The organism is Campylobacter concisus, from assembly GCF_050447505.1.
Lineage (GTDB): Bacteria > Campylobacterota > Campylobacteria > Campylobacterales > Campylobacteraceae > Campylobacter_A > Campylobacter_A concisus_BP.
In genome coordinates this window covers 1972646-1992121 of the sequence record NZ_JALMFZ010000001.1, presented here as the reverse complement: position 1 = coordinate 1992121, position 19476 = coordinate 1972646, and the positions used below count along the sequence as shown (strand labels likewise).

Annotated in this window: 10 protein-coding genes, 2 tRNA genes and 3 rRNA genes; 8 read left to right on the top strand and 7 right to left on the bottom strand. The window is 40.8% G+C overall.

The annotated features are described in order from the left end of the window. From MTT09_RS10015 to MTT09_RS09985, 7 genes are all read left to right on the top strand, one after another. The coding region (locus tag MTT09_RS10015) for an Ig-like domain-containing protein (protein ID WP_429803687.1) at positions 1-3703 on the top strand (3703 nt) is incomplete at its 5' end. A gap of 467 nt (positions 3704-4170) precedes the next feature. Beyond that, positions 4171-5681 (top strand): 16S ribosomal RNA (locus tag MTT09_RS10010). 94 nt (positions 5682-5775) lie between these two features. Beyond that, positions 5776-5852: transfer RNA gene (locus MTT09_RS10005), tRNA-Ile, on the top strand. A 12-nt stretch (positions 5853-5864) separates the two neighbouring features. Beyond that, positions 5865-5940, top strand: a tRNA-Ala gene (locus tag MTT09_RS10000). Between the two features lie 434 nt (positions 5941-6374). Continuing rightward, positions 6375-9278, top strand: a 23S ribosomal RNA gene (locus tag MTT09_RS09995). A 133-nt stretch (positions 9279-9411) separates the two neighbouring features. Then, positions 9412-9530, top strand: a 5S ribosomal RNA gene (gene rrf, locus MTT09_RS09990). Together the 16S, 23S and 5S rRNA genes with 2 tRNA genes alongside form the textbook arrangement of a ribosomal RNA operon. Positions 9531-10080: 550 nt before the next feature. Then, complete coding sequence (locus MTT09_RS09985) at positions 10081-11118, top strand: isoaspartyl peptidase/L-asparaginase family protein (protein WP_429802719.1); 1038 nt, start codon at positions 10081-10083, stop codon at positions 11116-11118. A 54-nt stretch (positions 11119-11172) separates the two neighbouring features. On the opposite strand, the gene nrfD is transcribed toward MTT09_RS09985, so the two are convergent. Genes nrfD through MTT09_RS09955 form a run of 6 tightly spaced genes read right to left on the bottom strand, consistent with a single transcriptional unit; the run spans position 11173 to position 17208 of the window. After that, positions 11173-12057, bottom strand: coding sequence for an NrfD/PsrC family molybdoenzyme membrane anchor subunit (nrfD, locus tag MTT09_RS09980; RefSeq protein WP_429803686.1), 885 nt, complete (start codon positions 12055-12057; stop codon positions 11173-11175). Between the two features lie 10 nt (positions 12058-12067). Beyond that, entirely contained in the window at positions 12068-12706 is a 639-nt protein-coding gene (locus tag MTT09_RS09975) for a TorD/DmsD family molecular chaperone (protein ID WP_103631105.1), read from the bottom strand. A 10-nt stretch (positions 12707-12716) separates the two neighbouring features. Next, the gene (locus MTT09_RS09970) at positions 12717-13268 is read right to left on the bottom strand and encodes a 4Fe-4S dicluster domain-containing protein (protein ID WP_429803685.1); all 552 of its coding nucleotides are present in this window, start codon (positions 13266-13268) and stop codon (positions 12717-12719) included. A gap of 11 nt (positions 13269-13279) precedes the next feature. Then, positions 13280-15571: a molybdopterin-containing oxidoreductase family protein gene (locus MTT09_RS09965; protein WP_194173911.1), complete on the bottom strand. Its 2292-nt coding sequence runs from the start codon at positions 15569-15571 to the stop codon at positions 13280-13282. A gap of 22 nt (positions 15572-15593) precedes the next feature. Then, entirely contained in the window at positions 15594-16487 is an 894-nt protein-coding gene (locus tag MTT09_RS09960) for a hypothetical protein (protein WP_429803684.1), read from the bottom strand. A gap of 10 nt (positions 16488-16497) precedes the next feature. Then, complete coding sequence (locus MTT09_RS09955) at positions 16498-17208, bottom strand: disulfide bond formation protein B (RefSeq protein ID WP_103620707.1); 711 nt, start codon at positions 17206-17208, stop codon at positions 16498-16500. 473 nt (positions 17209-17681) lie between these two features. On the opposite strand from MTT09_RS09955, the gene MTT09_RS09950 reads away from it, so the two are divergent. Further along, the gene (locus MTT09_RS09950; protein ID WP_429803683.1) at positions 17682-18830 is read left to right on the top strand and encodes a hypothetical protein; all 1149 of its coding nucleotides are present in this window, start codon (positions 17682-17684) and stop codon (positions 18828-18830) included. Between the two features lie 2 nt (positions 18831-18832). Here MTT09_RS09950 and MTT09_RS09945 read toward each other — a convergent pair whose 3' ends face one another. Continuing rightward, a complete protein-coding gene (locus MTT09_RS09945; protein ID WP_429803682.1) occupies positions 18833-19429 on the bottom strand; it encodes an effector protein in 597 nt (198 codons plus the stop codon). Positions 19430-19476: the final 47 nt, after the last annotated feature.

The window sequence follows — 19476 nt, the reverse complement described above, 5'->3', positions numbered from 1 at the left end:
ACCAGTTACTACTCCAGTATCAGACGTTGTGCCGCCGCAGGTAGATCTCACTCCAAAGGCTGACGGCACAGTTGATGTAGTGCCTCACGACAATGACGCGACAAAGGTTGCAATTTCATACACAGACAATGGTGGCAACACGCAAACTATAACCGTGGTCAAAAACCCAAGTGCCGGCTGGGTCGTAGATAACACTCCTGGCAAGACGACAGCTCCAACAGGTGCTTTCAAGCTTGATCCACATAGTGGCAAGGTCACTATCAGCGACAATGCGACAAAAGACAACACTCCAGTGGTCGCAAAGGCTACTGATGGCGCTGGCAACACAGCCACAGGCGAGACTACTGCTCCAGATAAATTTACTATCAAATTTAATGATGATGCAGATGGCAATGGCACTATCACAAGAGGCGAGAACTATGCCGAGGATGGCGCAAAAGCTACTGCAACTATCAGCATACCAAACCTTGCAAAGGACGGCAGCAAGATACATGTCATAGGCACTGGCATAAATGACTATTACACAGTTCATAAAGATGCTAGTGGCAATATTACAAGCGTTATAGATACAAAAGGCAACAACGTATTTGACGGCGATAATGGCATAAAGATTAGCTATGACTATAACCACTATCAAACAGCCCTCGGAAATGCAGCTAGCATCACAGCTGAGCTAGAAGGTACAACCCTTAAAGCTACTTCAAGTGTTAAATTTGAAAATGTTGGTAAGGCTGAAGTTAAATTTGTTGAGCTTGATGAGCATGGCAATGTTCTAAATGAAAAATCAGATCAAATAACAAATCAAAATAGAAATACAGCTATGCTAGATGGTGATATCAACCACACCACAGCACGCATCTCACTACCTGAGAATGTTCAAGATGGCGACGTTGTAACTGTAAAATATGGCTACGGACCAGATGCAGCCTCTCTTGCAAAAACAGGTGGCACAGATACGACTGCTTATAAGTATTTCTTAGTTCATAAAGCAGCTGATGGCTCTATGACAGTTGATCAGATCACTTCAGAGACTGATAAGACAGTTATCAAATCAGGTCTTACATCTACAAATGGTGCTGGCGAGAAATTTGGTATAGATATAGCTGATATGCCAACAGCCAGCATGAATGGTACACACTCACGTGGTATAGAGGTAAGTATAAAAGGTGATGACCGTGCAGAGCAGTCTAATGGAAATACATGGATATTTAGAGATGGCATGGAGGCTCCGAAGATAGAATTTATAGAAGGCAACAAAGTTTATAATCCAAGCGTTTCAGGAAGTGGCTCAGGCGCACTAAATGCCGGCATAAGCGTAGCTGACGCTATAAAAGACGGCGATATCAACCACACTACAGCTCGCATAACATTACCAAAAGTGTTCTCAGACGGCGATAAACTAACAGTTGCTATAACTGACTACAACAAAATTTATGCTGACACTGGCGTAAAACAATACCCAGCAAATAACCCAGAGCCAACATTTGTGAAGACATTTGTCATTCACAAAGCGGCTGACGGCACTGTGACTTTTGACGAGGTCGATGTAGCTGGCAATGTCACACATGCAGGCATCCCAGCGCCAAATAACAACGCTATTGAAATAACTGGCGTGCCACTATATAATATGTATGAAAATGGCGTTGTGAAGTCAGATTATGTCCATGCAACAGGTGTTAATGCTACTATCACAGACCACCTTAACCTAAATGGCAACGATAGTGGAAGCAATACAGGCTATGCATTCTTAGCGAACGTAAATGTTGTCACTATCACAGAGGTGATCGATGATGTTGCAGGCGGTATAGATCACGGCAATGTCAAAGATAATGACGTAGTAGTAAATGGCGTAACTAAAAAAGGGCTAACAAACGACAGCACTCCGACATTTAACGGCAAGGCCGACCCTAACTCGGTAGTGGAGCTATATGATGGCACGACTAAGATAGGCAGCAGCAAAGCTGATAATTATGGCAACTGGTCTATCACTCCGGCCACTCCACTTGGCGAAGGCGCTCACAATATCACAGCCTCATCTCCAGCCACAAATGCGATCAAGGCCTCTGACCCAGCTACTATAACAGTAGATACAAGCACTAAGGTTACGCTTGATAGCGTTACAGATGATGTTACGGGCGGCGTTGTAAATGGCAATGTTAAGGGCAATGATGTGACAGTTGAAGGCAAAACACTAAAAGGTCTAACAAACGACAACACACCAACTCTATCAGGCAAGGCAGAGGCTGGCTCAACTGTAGAGATCTTTGATGGTACAAACAAGATCGGTCAAGTAGAGGCAAAAGCGGGCGGCTCTTGGAGTTTTAAAGTGAGCACTCCACTTAGCGAGGGCGAGCATGAGCTGAAGGTAAAAACTACTGACAAAGCTGGCAATACAGCCGAGGCCGCTCCAGTAACCATAACTGTTGATACGAAAGTGACAAATTTAAAAGTTGAGTGGATAGATGATCTCAACAATGATGGTAAATTTAGCTGGAGTGAGAATTTAAATCCTGAACACGCAGGACGTATAGCTTGGAAAGCATATCTTCCAAACGACGGTACGGTTAAAGTTGGTGACGTTATGCACTATATGTGGGGCGGACCAGGTGCTACTGGTGAGCTAACTTATACTATAAAAGCTGAAGATATAGCAAAAGGCTATGTGGGCTTTGTAAAACAAAATATGATTCATGGAACATGGGAGCATATTCCTTTTGGCAAGGACTCTGATGGTAAAATTTTTGAAGCTTGGGCATATTTAACAGACGCTGCTGGCAACAAAGGATCAACAGGCAAAGATGAGATAGTCTTTGACTTTAGTGATGCACCTACTCATATAAATGCTAGCGCTATTTATGGCACAAATAGAACAGGCTTGTTACTTGATGACAATCCAAAAAGCGCAAGTGCTGTTAATATCGAAGCACAAGGTAAAGCAGTAGAGCTAGATGTTAAAACATTCACTCATAGAGCAGATGTGAAACTAGGTGATGGTGACGATATAGTAACGGTGCATAAGAGTGGTGGTGTTTGGGGTGACATGGTAGAAGACTCAAAACTAAATTTAGGCGATGGAGATAATATCTTAAAAGTAGAGACAAATATCGATAGAGCATCAGTAATCGCTGGAGATGGTTATGACAACGTCAAAGTCGATGGATATATAACAAATCGCTCTAATGTAAATTTAGGTGATGGCAACAATACATTAACAGTTGGAACAAATATAGATCATAGTACTGTAGAAACTGGAAGTGGAAACGACACCATCAAAGTTGGTAACTATATCCACTACTCTAATATAAAGTTAGGCGCAGGCGATGACTCATTAACGATTGCAAAGTCAGATATGCAAGGTAATGATATAGATGGTGGCACTGGTTATGACAAATTATCTATCACTAACCCAGACAGATCTATAAATTTAGATAGCATCGCAGATCATGCACATAACTTTGAGGAGCTTAATATCTCTAATAAGAGCCAAAATACTACTTTAAGTGTCAAACTAAGTGATGTCATAAGCTTAACAGATGGTGATAATACGCTAAAAATAACAGCTGATGCTGGAGACAAAGTAGAATTTAAAGATACTGGCTGGCAAAAGGGTGCATCAACTGACGGCTATACCGCATATACAAATGATACTAGCGGAACAACTGTTACTGTTGAGATCAAGGACGAAGTAACACAGCCTATGTAATCATAGATGTAAATTTGCTATCAAAGTGGTGGTATTAAATCAAACGGAGAGCAAGGATGCTCTCCAAATTTATGTATCAGAAATAAAAATTAAATTTGTAAAATATTTTGCAATTATTTCAACTATCTTTAAGCATCACTCATATATAATTCCAGCTCACGAAACGAGAAACCACCTTTAACTTCAACGTTAATAAAGCCTTTTTCTTATCGTTGTTCTTTTAACTTACAATTGTTAAACTATTAGTCAATCTTTGAAATCTAAACAAGTGATCGATTGAGCCAGTCTATTATGATTAAATAATAGATTAGACAAACTAATATAAAAACTAAAAGTTTTTTTGATTAAAAACTTCATAATAAATACTAAAAGCAATTTTAGTAAAAACATTATTACTAGATTGCATTAGCAATCTTAGTCTTTAGTGTTGCTTCTTAGTAAAGCTTTGCTTTACGTTAAAGAAGGTTAATATGGAGAGTTTGATCCTGGCTCAGAGTGAACGCTGGCGGCGTGCCTAATACATGCAAGTCGAACGGACAAGTAAGAGCTTGCTCTTATGAGTTAGTGGCGCACGGGTGAGTAATGTATAGCTAATCTGCCCTACACTAGAGGACAACAGTTGGAAACGACTGCTAATACTCTATACTCCTCTCTAGCATAAGTTAGATAGGGAAAGTTTTTCGGTGTAGGATGAGGCTATATTGTATCAGCTAGTTGGTGAGGTAATGGCTCACCAAGGCTATGACGCATAACTGGTCTGAGAGGATGATCAGTCACACTGGAACTGAGACACGGTCCAGACTCCTACGGGAGGCAGCAGTAGGGAATATTGCTCAATGGGGGAAACCCTGAAGCAGCAACGCCGCGTGGAGGATGACACTTTTCGGAGCGTAAACTCCTTTTGTTAGGGAAGAATAATGACGGTACCTAACGAATAAGCACCGGCTAACTCCGTGCCAGCAGCCGCGGTAATACGGAGGGTGCAAGCGTTACTCGGAATCACTGGGCGTAAAGGACGCGTAGGCGGATTATCAAGTCTCTTGTGAAATCCTATGGCTTAACCATAGAACTGCTTGGGAAACTGATAATCTAGAGTGAGGGAGAGGCAGATGGAATTGGTGGTGTAGGGGTAAAATCCGTAGAGATCACCAGGAATACCCATTGCGAAGGCGATCTGCTGGAACTCAACTGACGCTAATGCGTGAAAGCGTGGGGAGCAAACAGGATTAGATACCCTGGTAGTCCACGCCCTAAACGATGTATACTAGTTGTTGCTAAGCTAGTCTTGGCAGTAATGCACCTAACGGATTAAGTATACCGCCTGGGGAGTACGGTCGCAAGATTAAAACTCAAAGGAATAGACGGGGACCCGCACAAGCGGTGGAGCATGTGGTTTAATTCGAAGATACGCGAAGAACCTTACCCGGACTTGATATCTAACAAATCATCTAGAGATAGAAGAGTGTCTGCTTGCAGAAATGTTAAGACAGGTGCTGCACGGCTGTCGTCAGCTCGTGTCGTGAGATGTTGGGTTAAGTCCCGCAACGAGCGCAACCCACGTCATTAGTTGCTAACAGTTCGGCTGAGCACTCTAATGAGACTGCCTTCGTAAGGAGGAGGAAGGTGTGGACGACGTCAAGTCATCATGGCCCTTATGTCCGGGGCGACACACGTGCTACAATGGCATATACAATGAGAAGCAATATCGCGAGATGGAGCAAATCTATAAAATATGTCCCAGTTCGGATTGGAGTCTGCAACTCGACTCCATGAAGCCGGAATCGCTAGTAATCGTAGATCAGCCATGCTACGGTGAATACGTTCCCGGGTCTTGTACTCACCGCCCGTCACACCATGGGAGTTGATTTCACTCGAAGCCGGAATACTAAATTAGTTACCGTCCACAGTGGAATCAGCGACTGGGGTGAAGTCGTAACAAGGTAACCGTAGGAGAACCTGCGGTTGGATCACCTCCTTTCTAGAGTACATATAGATATTCTCTCACAAGATATCTATAAGAAAGATATTCTCAATCATCCTTGTTTAGTTTTGAAAGATTGATAGACCTATAGGGGCCTATAGCTCAGCTGGTTAGAGTGCACCCCTGATAAGGGTGAGGTCACAAGTTCAAGTCTTGTTAGGCCCACCAGAGAATTTAATTGGGGAATTAGCTCAGCTGGGAGAGCGCCTGCTTTGCACGCAGGAGGTCAGCGGTTCGATCCCGCTATTCTCCACCATAAAATAGTTTAACAGCAAAAGTCTATATTAAGTGTTTTAAGAAACATTTACTTTAGACTTTTAAGCGTACTTGATCTTTATTGATTATAAAGTTGCCGAAAGCAACTTTGTGCTTTAGGGGTTTCCAAAGGGTGCAACTCTTTGGTCGTAAAGGCTAGCTTGCTAGTCTGCGAAGTCTAAATGTTCTTTTAATTAATATTGTTAATAGTCACAAGCAAGTTTTAAAAACAATTTTACAGGACTTGTTAAAGATTTAAATTTCTATTCTCTTTGCATTTAATGCAAAAGTTTGACATCACAATCTATTTAGGATTTAAAACTTATCTAAATAGTAGTCAATGCTTTCCGTCTTGAGAGCTAGAATTTAAATGTAGTAACATAAAGTTATCTTTAACAAGGAAGTGATGCGAATTAGAATAATCTAATATAGAAAAGGTAAGCTACAAAGAGCAAGTGGTGGATGCCTTGGCTAGTAGAGGCGATGAAAGACGTGCCAGGCTGCGATAAGTCTCGGGGAGCCGTCAAGGGGCTTTGATCCGGGAATTTCTGAATGGGGCAACCCAACTAATAGAGATATTAGTTACCGTATAACGGAGCGAACGAGGGGAATTGAAACATCTTAGTACCCTCAGGAAAAGAAATCAAAAGAGATTACGCTAGTAGCGGCGAGCGAACGCGTAAGAGGGCAAACCACTAGTTTACTAGTGGGGTTGTAGGACTGCAATATAGACTAAACTTAGCTAATAGAACAACCTGGAAAGGTTAGGCACAGAGGGTGATACCCCCGTATATGAAAGCTTTGTTTTACTTAGCAGTATCCTGAGTAGGGCGGAACACGTGATATTCTGTCTGAAGCTGGGTAGACCACTATCCAACCCTAAATACTACTACTAGACCGATAGTGCACAAGTACCGTGAGGGAAAGGTGAAAAGAACTGAGGTGATCAGAGTGAAATAGAACCTGAAACCATTTGCTTACAATCATTCAGAGCCCTATGATTTATCAGGGTGATGGACTGCCTTTTGCATAATGAGCCTGCGAGTTGTGATGTCTGGCGAGGTTAAGGAAACCCGGAGCCGTAGCGAAAGCGAGTCTTAATAGGGCGTTTAGTCAGACGTTGCAGACCCGAAACGATGTGATCTATCCATGAGCAGGTTGAAACCGGTGTAAGAGCCGGTGGAGGACCGAACCCGCTAGCGTTGAAAAGCTATGGGATGACTTGTGGATAGGGGTGAAAGGCCAATCAAACATCGTGATAGCTGGTTCTCTCCGAAATATATTTAGGTATAGCGTCATGTAGTAACACTAGGGGGTAGAGCACTGAATGGGCTAGGGCATACACCAATGTACCAAACCCTATCAAACTCCGAATACCTAGTGTGTAATCATGGCAGTCAGGCGGCGAGTGATAAAATCCGTCGTCGAGAGGGGAACAACCCAGACTAACAGCTAAGGTCCCTAAATCTCATTTAAGTGGAAAACGATGTGGAGTTACTTAAACAACCAGGAGGTTGGCTTAGAAGCAGCCATCCTTTAAAGAAAGCGTAATAGCTCACTGGTCTAGTGATTCTGCGCGGAAAATATAACGGGGCTAAAATGAGTACCGAAGCTTTAGACTTAGTTTACTAAGTGGTAGGAGAGCGTTGTATTTGCGTTGAAGGTATACCGGTAAGGAGTGCTGGAGCGAATACAAGTGAGCATGCAGGCATGAGTAGCGATAATTGGGGTGAGAATCCCCAACGCCGTAAACCCAAGGTTTCCTACGCGATGCTCGTCATCGTAGGGTTAGCCGGGTCCTAAGCAAAGTCCGAAAGGGGTATGCGATGGAAAATTGGTTAATATTCCAATGCCAACTATAATGTGCGATGGAAGGACGCTTAGAGTTAGAGGAGCCAGCGGATGGTAGTGCTGGTCGAAAGGTGCAGGTTGGAGTTCAGGCAAATCCGAACTCCTTTAAGCCGAGGCCTTACAGGTGCGTGAAGTTCTTCGGAATGAATCGTAAATCCTTGATACTGTCGAGCCAAGAAAAGTTTCTAAGTTTAGTTATAGTTGCCCGTACCGTAAACCGACACAGGTGGGTGGGATGAGTATTCTAAGGCGCGTGGAAGAACTCTCTTCAAGGAACTCTGCAAAATAGCACCGTATCTTCGGTATAAGGTGTGCCTAACTTTGTGAAGGATTTACTCCGTAAGCATTGAAGGTTACAACAAAGAGTCCCTCCCGACTGTTTACCAAAAACACAGCACTCTGCTAACTCGTAAGAGGATGTATAGGGTGTGACGCCTGCCCGGTGCTCGAAGGTTAATTGATGACGTTAGCTCTGCGAAGCGTTTGATCGAAGCCCGAGTAAACGGCGGCCGTAACTATAACGGTCCTAAGGTAGCGAAATTCCTTGTCGATTAAATATCGACCTGCATGAATGGCGTAACGAGATGGGAGCTGTCTCGAAGAGGGATCCAGTGAAATTGTAGTGGAGGTGAAAATTCCTCCTACCCGCGGCAAGACGGAAAGACCCCGTGGACCTTTACTACAGCTTGACACTGCTATTGGGATAAAAATGTGCAGGATAGGCGGGAGGCTTTGATCCATAGACGTCAGTTTATGGTGAGCCATTGTTGAGATACCGCTCTTTTTTATTCTGATAGCTAACTAGCTTGAGTTATCCTCAAGTAGGACAATGTCTGGTGGGTAGTTTGACTGGGGCGGTCGCCTCCCAAAATGTAACGGAGGCTTACAAAGGTTGGCTCAGAACGGTTGGAAATCGTTCGTAGAGTATAAAGGCATAAGCCAGCTTAACTGCGAGACATACACGTCAAGCAGAGACGAAAGTCGGTCTTAGTGATCCGGTGGTTCTGTGTGGAAGGGCCATCGCTCAAAGGATAAAAGGTACCCCGGGGATAACAGGCTGATCTCCCCCAAGAGCTCACATCGACGGGGAGGTTTGGCACCTCGATGTCGGCTCATCGCATCCTGGGGCTGGAGCAGGTCCCAAGGGTATGGCTGTTCGCCATTTAAAGCGGTACGCGAGCTGGGTTCAGAACGTCGTGAGACAGTTCGGTCCCTATCTGCCGTGGGCGCAAGAAGATTGAGGAGAGTTGACCCTAGTACGAGAGGACCGGGTCGAACCAACCACTGGTGTACGAGTTGTCCTGCCAAGGGCACCGCTCGGTAGCTATGTTGGGATGTGATAACTGCTGAAAGCATCTAAGCAGGAAGCCAACTCCAAGATGAATCTTCTTTTAAGAGCTCATATAGACTATGTGTTTGATAGGCTGGGTGTGTAATGGATGAAAGTCCTTTAGCTGACCAGTACTAATAGCTCGTCTGCTTATCTTTTAATAAGCATCACTTCCTTGTTAAGGATAAAAACTTAATAAGATATGTTTTTATAAAACTTTGTTTATGACTTTTAACTTTATTTAGTAGTGTTAAATAAGAGATTTATCTAGTATATCTTTTATTTAACACTGCCCGTGACTATACAGACGAGGAAACGCCTTGCTCCATCTCGAACCAAGAAGCTAAGCTCGTCCTGGCTGATGATACTCTCCCTTACTGGGATGTTGGAAAAGTAGGTCGTTGCGGGCTTTGTTGTTTATCTGCTTTAATTCTTATATTATTAATTCTGGTTTTTATTAGTGTTTATTTCTATTTAAGTATAAAATAGTAGTTTTTATTTTTTTATTATTAGATTATTGGTTTAGCGACCTTTATTTTGTGCTGTATGCTGTAATTGTGTGTTTTTGGTGTGTAAACACAATGCTTTGTGCTAGGGTTGTTGGTTATTTAGTTACATTCGCCACCTATCGCACAAATATTAGACCAACAAGTTGTCTAATTGGTTTTCTGCTATGCTATATTTATTCCATTGCTTATTAAAAATGCAGAACCTTAACTATTTGATATTAGCATGACCTCTAAGCTGATCTTCAAAAAGTCATTTTTGAGGTGATGTATTGATAGTTTCTTATTTTTATCATTCTTGTTAAAGTTTTATTACACACAAATGAACACGATGCTAAATTTATTAAATTTAACACTGCCTCATGCAAAAGTATATACTTATATTAAGCTAAACGAAAAGTATTAAGTTATATTATTTTTTTAAGATTTATCAAATTTCTTTAAAGGAGAGCGTATGAAACTAGCATTTTCAAAAGCTGTTTTTGTAGCAGCTGGCGTTGCCTTATTCGCAGGCTCACTCTTAAACGCAGAGGATAAATTTAGCCCTGTTATTGTCATACATGGTGGCACTAGCGGACTTGAGCTTACTAAAGATGAGTTTAAAGTGCGCGAAGAGCCTATGAAAAAGGCGCTTTTAGCTGGTCAGGCCGTGCTTGAAAAGGGCGGTAGTGCTATGGATGCAGTTACGGCAGCCATTATGGTGTTAGAAGACGATCCAAATTTTAATGCTGGCAAGGGCGCAGTATTTACAGCTGACGGCTTTAATGAGCTGGATGCCTCGATCATGGATGGCTCTACTAAAAAAGCAGGTGCAGTAGCGATGGCAAGGCATATCAAAAACCCAATCCTTGGTGCAAGAGTTGTAATGGACAAGACTTGGCACACTCTTGTTGCTGGCGAGGGAGCTGACAAGCTAGCCAAAGAAAACGGCCTAGAGATGGTTGATCAAAAGTACTTTTTCACGCAGTTTAGATATGATGCACTCCAAAGGGCTAAAGAGAAACAAAAGCTCATGCTTGATAGCGAAAAGACAAAGAAAACTTCGCTAAATTTATATGAGCGTCCATATCTTGGTACTGTTGGAGCGATTGCTCTTGATAAAAATGGCAACCTAGCCGCAGCAACAAGTACTGGTGGCATGACAAATAAAATGACTGGCCGTATAGGTGATAGTCCGATAATTGGCTCTGGAACCTATGCAGATAATGACTCAGTGGCAGTCTCTTGCACAGGCACAGGTGATATCTACATGCGTGTAAATGCTGCTCATGAAGTCTCAGCTCTTTATAAATACAAAACTTCAGATGTGCAAAAAGCAGCCGAAGAGGCTGTAAAAGAGGTAGCAACACTAGGTGGCAGTGGTGGTATCATCTCTATTGATAAGTCTGGCAAGACAGGCTTTGCTTGGACTAAAGATAAGCTTGGTATGTATCATGGTGAGGCTAGACTGGGAGCTAAACCAGTTGTTTACTGGCCGCTTGGTGAGAAATGATTAGATAGCTAGGCCAGATCCTATCTGGTCTAGTTTTTAAAGGGAGAAAGTTTATTAAAATATATAAATTGCTCCAAGAACGATAAATGCTCTTAGGCAAAAACCGCCGATTAAAACACCATATTCATTGTATACGCAGGATTTGATGCCTTCGCTACATTCACATACTGCTCCGTCTTTTGTCACGCCACATCTTTGCAGCATAAATTTACTGCCACCAATTAATGGCAGTGCAAGACCGAGTACTATAAAGCCTATCCAAAACATCGGTGCTAGAGAACCTGATACTATTTTGGTTATGCTAGCCATGCCAGCAGCTTCGTTTCTAACGCTTGCAAATAGCATCAAGAGGGCAAAAATTTCAAGCGCTACTAAGATAGTGTGAAATTTATGCGACTCATGGCTTAAAACGCCACCACCACTTAGCACAGATATAGCGTTTGCACTAAGGCCTGTTGATATGGCTGAGATAGTAAATAGTATCGGTAGCCATATACTTGCCCAAAGTGGGATCGCTTTTACTACATATAAAAGTAGTCCAGTATATCCCATCACACCAAGCGCTAGTAACGAGCCAAAGCTAAGCATCATATCGCAAATTTTGCCGCCTTTTTTGACCTGTAAAAGCACAAGCACGCTAACTATTATGAAAAATGTTAGAAGATATGTGCCGATACTCATTATAGAAACTGGTCTTGTGTAAAGACCTATGATCTTAGCTGGATTGATCGCTGCGCTTGGTGCTAGGTCAAATAGTAAAAGTGCAGTTCCAACTATAACCGCTATTGGCGCGAGCAAGAATCCAAATTTGTAAAATTTCTCATCAAGCTTGCCCAAAAAGCCTTTGTAGGCTAAAGCCGAGCACAAAAACGCCCCAGCACCTAAACCACCTAAAAAGAGATATATGACTATGAGCCATCCCCAAGTTGTTTGTTCCATTATCTATCCTTTAACTCTTAAAAGTTAGAAGAGCTCTTGACTGCTCTATCTCATTTTCAAGATATAAATTTAAAAAATCAGCAAAGCTCACATAAGCTTCTAAATTTGTAGCCTCCTTACAGCGAGAGCTAAATTTATAAAACCACTCAAACGGATGAGTGCGGATGAAGTCATATTTTTTATGTAAAATTTCATCCATCTTCTCTTTTTCGTCTGCTTGCAAGGCATTGAAACTTAGAAAGTAAAGGTATTGCAGCTCGTATCCGATGAAATCATCTGGAAATTTATCAAACTGCTCTTTGCTAAGCTTTAGCCCAGAGCTCTCATAAAAGCTTCGCACCTGCATGGTCTTTTCGCCAAACATCGTTTTATAATCAAAATAAACCGACTCGTATGGCTCGGCCTTTGGGTGTCTTGGTCCTACAAAGAGCCTATTAAATTCATATCTTAGCTCGTCTAGCAAATTTAGATCATCTTTACACTTATTTAGCCAAAGTATGAAGTCGTGATTTTTAAATTTATCACTAAAATTAAGGCTTAGGCTTATGAGCTCATCTAAATTTTGCTCTCTAAGCTCTACTAAGAAAAATCGCCTTAAAAAGTCTTCAACACTAAGACTAACGCTAAGCTTTTCTTTGACCTTATCCATCTTTTACTCTTTAGTGTATGAATTCATTTCGCTTCATTCTTGGATAAAAGCGGATATTTGGCTTGGTAAAGAAGTGTTTAAAGCCTGGCATCTCTTTTTGCATACCAGCGCTGTCGCTAACGTTGCTATCAACTAGTTTTAGTACTCCACACGGACAGCCTGCTACGCAAGCTGGTTCTTCGCCACGCTCAAGTTTTTCGGCACAAAGGTTGCACTTTTGAGCCTTGCCGTCTTTGCCTTTTGTGATAGAGCCATAAGGGCAAGCCATCAAGCAGTATCCACAGCCTATGCACTTATCATGAAGTGGCTGTACGACACCATTTTCTAGCTTGATATAAGCCCCAACTGGGCAGACATCCATACAGGCTGGCTCGTCGCAGTGATGGCAAGAGTGAGTCATAAAGATCTCTTTTTCTATGCCATCTTCATGTATCATAAGGCCATCGACATGTCTCCAGTTTATATCTGGATCTTGGTTGTGATAGACCTGACATGAAATTTCACAAGCCTTGCAGCCTATACAAAAGTTATAATCAAATAAAAATCCTTGTTTTCTTTTCATCTTAGACCCCTTTACATCTCTTGTTTAGCTGCTTTTTTTACTTCACAAAAGCTAGCTGTATAGGTTGAGCCATTTCCTAGATCGCTAACGCCATCAGAGCAAAGTATATTTGCTCCAGTTCTTGATTTTGTCACTTTTACCCAGATGTTGTTCCACGCATAGACTATGCCTGGGTTCATTTGATTTGTCTCGACTGCTGTAAAGACGGCTGTTCCTTTTTCGTTTGTTGCCTCAACTGTGTCTCCGTTTTTGATACCGCGTGCTTCCATATCTTCACGTGTCATAAATAGCTCAGCATTGCCCTTAACGATAACCCTTTTTAAGATATAAGGCATATTGCCCCAGTTTGAGTTGTCTTGTAGCTGAGTACCTGGCGTCATGAAATAAAGCGGATATTTTTTGAGATAGTCTTTCCCAAATTTATTGCTCTTTTCGTAGTAGTCCCAGTCAGTTTCAAGGTCTATTACTGGATGATAGCCTGCGTCTTTAAAGGTTTGTGAGTAAAGCTCGCATTTTCCACTCTTTGTACCAAAGACTAGTTTGTCTTTTGGCGCATAAGGGTAGTATGGGAACTGATCTTTCATTGTTTCAGGCGTTCTAAATGGCTTGATCCAGCCGACTGATTTTAGTTTTTCATAGGTGATGTTTTGTTTTTTGGCAAATTCTGTATCCAAAAAGCGTCTGCAAACCGTTTCACTATCCCAGTTAAAGCACTCTTCTGTATAGCCCATCGCTTTTGCAAGAGCGTTGAAGAACTCTAAATTTGTCTTAGCTTCGCCTAGAGGTTTTACGCTTTGAGCGTTGTAGCAGACGTATCCAGAAATTTGGTCGTTTTGGATATCCTCACTCTCCATAAATGTAACACCAGGTAGAACATAGTCAGCATAGTCACAGGTATCTGTTTCGTAAGGATCAATTACAACCAAAAAGAAGTCATCGTCCATTACACGCTTTTTGATCAAATTTGTATTTGGAGCTGTTACCATTAAATTTGAGTTGTAGTTGATACATGCTCTAATGACAGTGTTTATAGGCTTGTCAAGATATGTTGGATTTTCTTTTTGTATGCCTTTACCAAATTCTATATAGCTTACTTGCTGTCTTTCTATCTTTTTGCCATCTTTATCTTTTGGAGAGAGATCTGGCATACAGTTATCGAAGTTAAAGCAGCCTTTTACATGCACATATGCCCAAAATAGTCCTCCACCAAGTTTTGTAAGGCAGCCCGTAAGTACCGGCAAGAAGGTAACCGCGCGCACTAGCCTTGCGCCGTTAAAGTGTCTTTGGCCGCCATCGCCGTGCATGATAGCTGGTGCTTTTGCGTGAGCGTACTCTCTAGCAAAGACTTTTATCTGATCCACACTTGCTCCGCACATCTCAGATAGTTCGCCATAGGTGTAGAGTGAGCACTCGTGCACTAGATCTTCAAAGCCTGTTGTGTATTTTTCCACAAATTCATGATCATATAGATCTTCTTCTATTAAAAATTTACAGACCGCTAGACAAAATGCAGGGTCACTAGATGGTTTTAGCTGGATAAACATATCTGCTTGGTTTGCTAGAGGAATTCTTATCGTATTTATAACGATGATCTTTCCGCCTCTTTTTTTAACACGGTGAGCAAATCTTATCCAGTGTACGGCCGTATAAGCTTCGTTTGATCCCCAGCTGATATACATATCACTCTCGTCGACCTCAAGTGCATCTTTTGAGAAATCAGTACCTATAACGCTAGGAGTACCCGCGTATCTTGGCCAGTCGCAAGGGTTTCTAACAAGTCTTGTGGCTCCATATTTTTCAAAGAAATTTCCCGGTGCGATAGTTTTTGAGATATGTCCCTCGTTGCCAGAGTAGACAAACTCGGTCAATGCTTCGCCGCCAAATTTCTCTTTTATCTCAGTTAGCTTTGCAGCTATCTCTTTTAAGGCTTGATCCCAGCTTATCTTCTCCCATTTTCCCTCGCCTTTTTTACCGACTCTTTTCATAGGGTGCATGATGCGGTCAGCGTTATATAGATGCATGGCATAGGTGTGACCCTTGACGCAGACTGTGCCTTGTGTTAGCGGGTGTTTTGGATCGCCTTTTATGCTTACCATTTTGCCGTCTTTTATCTCAGCGATCATCGAACAGGCATCACGGCAGTTTCTAGGACAGGTTAGGTAGTGGTACTCTACATTTTCCTCGTTCTTATAGGATTTTGGGTTAAAATCCACCTCAAATTGCTCCATACCAAATAGGCTAGGAGCTGTTCCAGCTGCTGCTAGAGCTGCTCCGGTACCTTTTAGGAAAGAACGTCTTTGCATGTTTTCTCCTTAAATTTGATAGCTATTTCATCTCAAAGATAAAAACTTTATTCTCTTTGCCTTCTCGTGAGAAGATGTAAAATTTATTATCTTTGATCGCTAATGCTCTTGGGTTATTTACCCCACTAAAACTAAAAGCCTCGTCTATCTCTTTAGTGGTCAAATTTAACTTTAAAATAGTTGAGAAATTTTTGCTTAAAAGATAGAGCGCATCAGGCTCCACATCAACACCAGTAATGTAGTAGTTGTTTAAATTTCTACCCTCTTTTAGCTGTAAATTTGCTCCAGCTTTTGGTATAAATTCTTCTAAGATCATCTTGTCGTCACCATCAAATATAGCCACACTCCAGTAGTCTCTAACGTCATTTGGCACGCTAGCTGTGAAAAATTTATTCTCACTTTCTAAGTAGTCCCAGCCTAAGATGTACTGCTGTTTTGATCTAATGGTAGAAAATCTGCCCTTGTTACCAAGGTCGTTTAGCTTCCATGCGTCATATCCAGCCAGTAGGTGCCTCCACTGGCTATTTTGCTCATCTTTACTAAGGTTGCTAGCTGGCTCATAAAAGACAAAAGTTTTGTTATAACTTATCATGCCAAGCTCTTTTTTATACCAAGTAGCTCCAACTGTTGCCTCCATCTCCATTATAAAATGGCGGTCGTGCTTGGCATAACTTAAAGGCTTTAAATTTTCATCTGCGATGTAAAATTCATTGTCGTTTGAGACAAGAGCAAAGTGCTTTTTGCTCTCATCGTAGTCAGCACCAGTTATTGCATTATCATTTTGCAAATTTAGAGTGAGCGTATCTTTAAGGCCTAGCTCTTTTATGTTTTGGATCGCTCCATTTTTACTGTCCATGTCAAAGTTAAACCCAAAAGCAAGGCTTGCCAATGCGACAAAAAATATTAGTTTTTTCATCTTTTACTCCTTACTTTGCTAGGTCTGGAAGCTCAGGGTTCCAGTCAAATCTAAAATCAAGCGAGCTATCCCAGTGGTCTTTCTCCCAGAACCATTTTGAAGGATCGATACTCATTCTTGGCGGTGTGCTAGATCCTAGATATGGTGGTGGACCAGAAGCTATAAAGGCTTGAACGCAGTTTGCAAGGATGATCACGATAAAGACTAAATTTGCAAATTTGCCAAGTGGCAAGTAGCTTAGAAAGTCGCCATATTCGCCATTTGAGCTTTTTTGCATTATAAGACCCAAATTTTTGCTAAACAAAAATATAAGAGCCAAAAATATGATCACACAAAAATCAACAACCATAACCCAAAACTGAGTGTGGGCACCTAAAATTTCAAGGCCAAAACCTTGTTTGATGTCAAGATAGCCGCCAAATGTTCCATCTAGGCTGTAATGGATAAAGCCATTAAATATGCCCCAGCAAGCCATTAGTAAAAGTGCTGCTAGATAGCCAGGCTTTAGTCCGTACCTGATGATGAAAAGCGCTATTAGGCTAATAGCTATCATCGTGATCCTCTCGGCCCAGCACATTACGCAAGGGTTATCACCTAGTCCAAAGCCAAGCACCAAGCAGGCGATGCCAACTGGAAGTGCCACAAGAGCAGTGATGGCTAGTGACATAAGGTTGAAAAAGCCTTGTTCGTTTGCTGGGATTTCGTTTTGTTTTGTTTGCATCTTGCCCTCCTAAAAGTTGCCTATTGGCAAGACTACCCATAAATTTACGTAAAATTCTAGTGCAACTAGTATTACGCACCCCAAAGCCATACAGGACATTGCTATTTTCTTCATTTGTGGCTTTATGTATAAGATAAGCCCACTAATCAGAAATAGCGTCAAAATTAGAAATTCCATTTTGAGCTCCCAATTTGTAAATTTTCAACTACAAGCATGCTTATCTGAGAAAAATAATATAACTATATTTATTAAATTTAGTTTAAAAAATATATTTTTATGGCTAAGTTTTACTTTATAAAATAAAATTTTGTAAATAAAAATATATTTATATAAAAATATTTTATATAATTAAGCTATATTTAATTAAATTAATATTAATTTTTACAAAATTATTTTTATTAGTTAGCTTGTAAATTTAAATTAGCTTAAAGAATAGTTATGTAATATTTTTGCAAAGGTAAAAAGGGGTATTAATGGAAAATATATTTTTAGAATCATACGATGTTTTTAAGGTATGTAAATCCCCAAGCAAATTAAAAATTTATGATGAATTTTTGCAAAATAACAAAAGGTACTCTATAACGCGTTGCTACTACGTCATTGTAGTGGACAATACCTTTTTAACCTACTCACATCTCATGGTCTATGAGCAGCTGCTCTATCTTTTATACTCACAAAATAAACTAAAAAATGGCGACTTTTCGCTCACCCTTAAAAAAGCAGAGCTTGCTAAGAAATTTAAAACAGATATCACCAAAAGTGCCACAGATACGATAAAGTGCTTTTATGAGATGCAGGATGTGAAAATTTCAATCTTTGTAAAAGATAAGATCGAAAAGCAGATGAATATCATCGAATTTATAGACGCGGATCAAACTGAAAAATACGGCGAGCTACAAGATGAGATAAATTTGAGGCTAAACCAAGAATTTGTAAAGCTCTACCGATGCATCTATCTTGATAAGATCGAGTATTTAAACAGCTTTGACATAGAGCAAGGCAGCTTCATAAGATACTTCATGCAGCACGAGCTAGATGGTGGCGTAAGAAGCTCAGCTATTATCGATAAAATGGGCGTTTTAAACTATTTGCCTTTTGCTTATAAAAAGCGTTTCGAGCAAGAGGTGGCAAATGTTAGCTTTTATTATAAAAATGAAAAATACGAGATAAAAGATGGCTTTGTAGTTGTTACAAATCACGCAAATAGAGTAATGGATAATCAAAATGCTTCGATCGAACTCTTTGGTCTTATCTATGAGCAGATCACAAAAAATTGCACTAAAAACATCGTACTAAATGATGCAAATTTGCAAAATTATTATGCGAGGTTTGGTAAATTTGAGACAAATCAAACTATCTTTAAAATTTTTAGCAACATGGAGCTCATGCTAAATCACTCAATACAAAAAGAAAATGTCAAAATTTCTTTCTTCTCTCACTTTTTTGAAAGCATAGTCTGCAAAAGAGATACGGAGCTTGAAATTTTGATCGAGCTAAATCAAAAAGGCTTTGAATATATCATCTCGCGAAGTGCAAATTTAGACTTTTATAACGTTGAGTCAGCTGACTACGGACTTACTTCATATCCAGCTAGCTCGTGTGCGGTGGGTGTAAATTTCTAAATTCAGTTGATTTTAGCTTTTAGTTTGGCGATCACTTCGTCAAGCTTGCCGCTATCTTGAGCGTGCTTTAAGCATTCGTTTATCTCGGTCATCTTTTTGGTAAATTCGTTTTTTATAATGCCAGCCACAAAGTCCTCGCTGCTAGTCTCGTCCAAGATAGGATACATGTCTCGCCAGATATCTTTGATCCACCAGCCGCATTTTGATATGCAAGGGAACTCTTTAAGCTCGCCAAGCTTTAGGCTCATCATAACTTCATCAGAGTGTTTGATATCGTCTGTGACAAAGTCTTTATGAGCGTTATCAAAGCTCGTAAACATGCGGTAGCCAAGGCTTGATACGTTGTTTTCAGAGCAAATTCTAAACTGAAAAACATTATCTTCATAGTCTAAATTCGATATGCAAATTTGATGTTTTTGGGTGAAATTTGGAAATGAGTTAAGCCTTTTATCATCTATGCCAAGCTGCCATTTTGAGTCACTATCGCTATTTAAAAACTCTTTAAAGCTTAGTTGTACAAATTCTTTATAGCTCATCTCGTCAGCTGTGAAAAAGTCATAGTTGCTACTGTTTTTTTCTTTAAAATCTTTAAATTTCATATCATTTCCGATCAAAAAAGTGTAACTATTTTACTACTTTTAAGGAT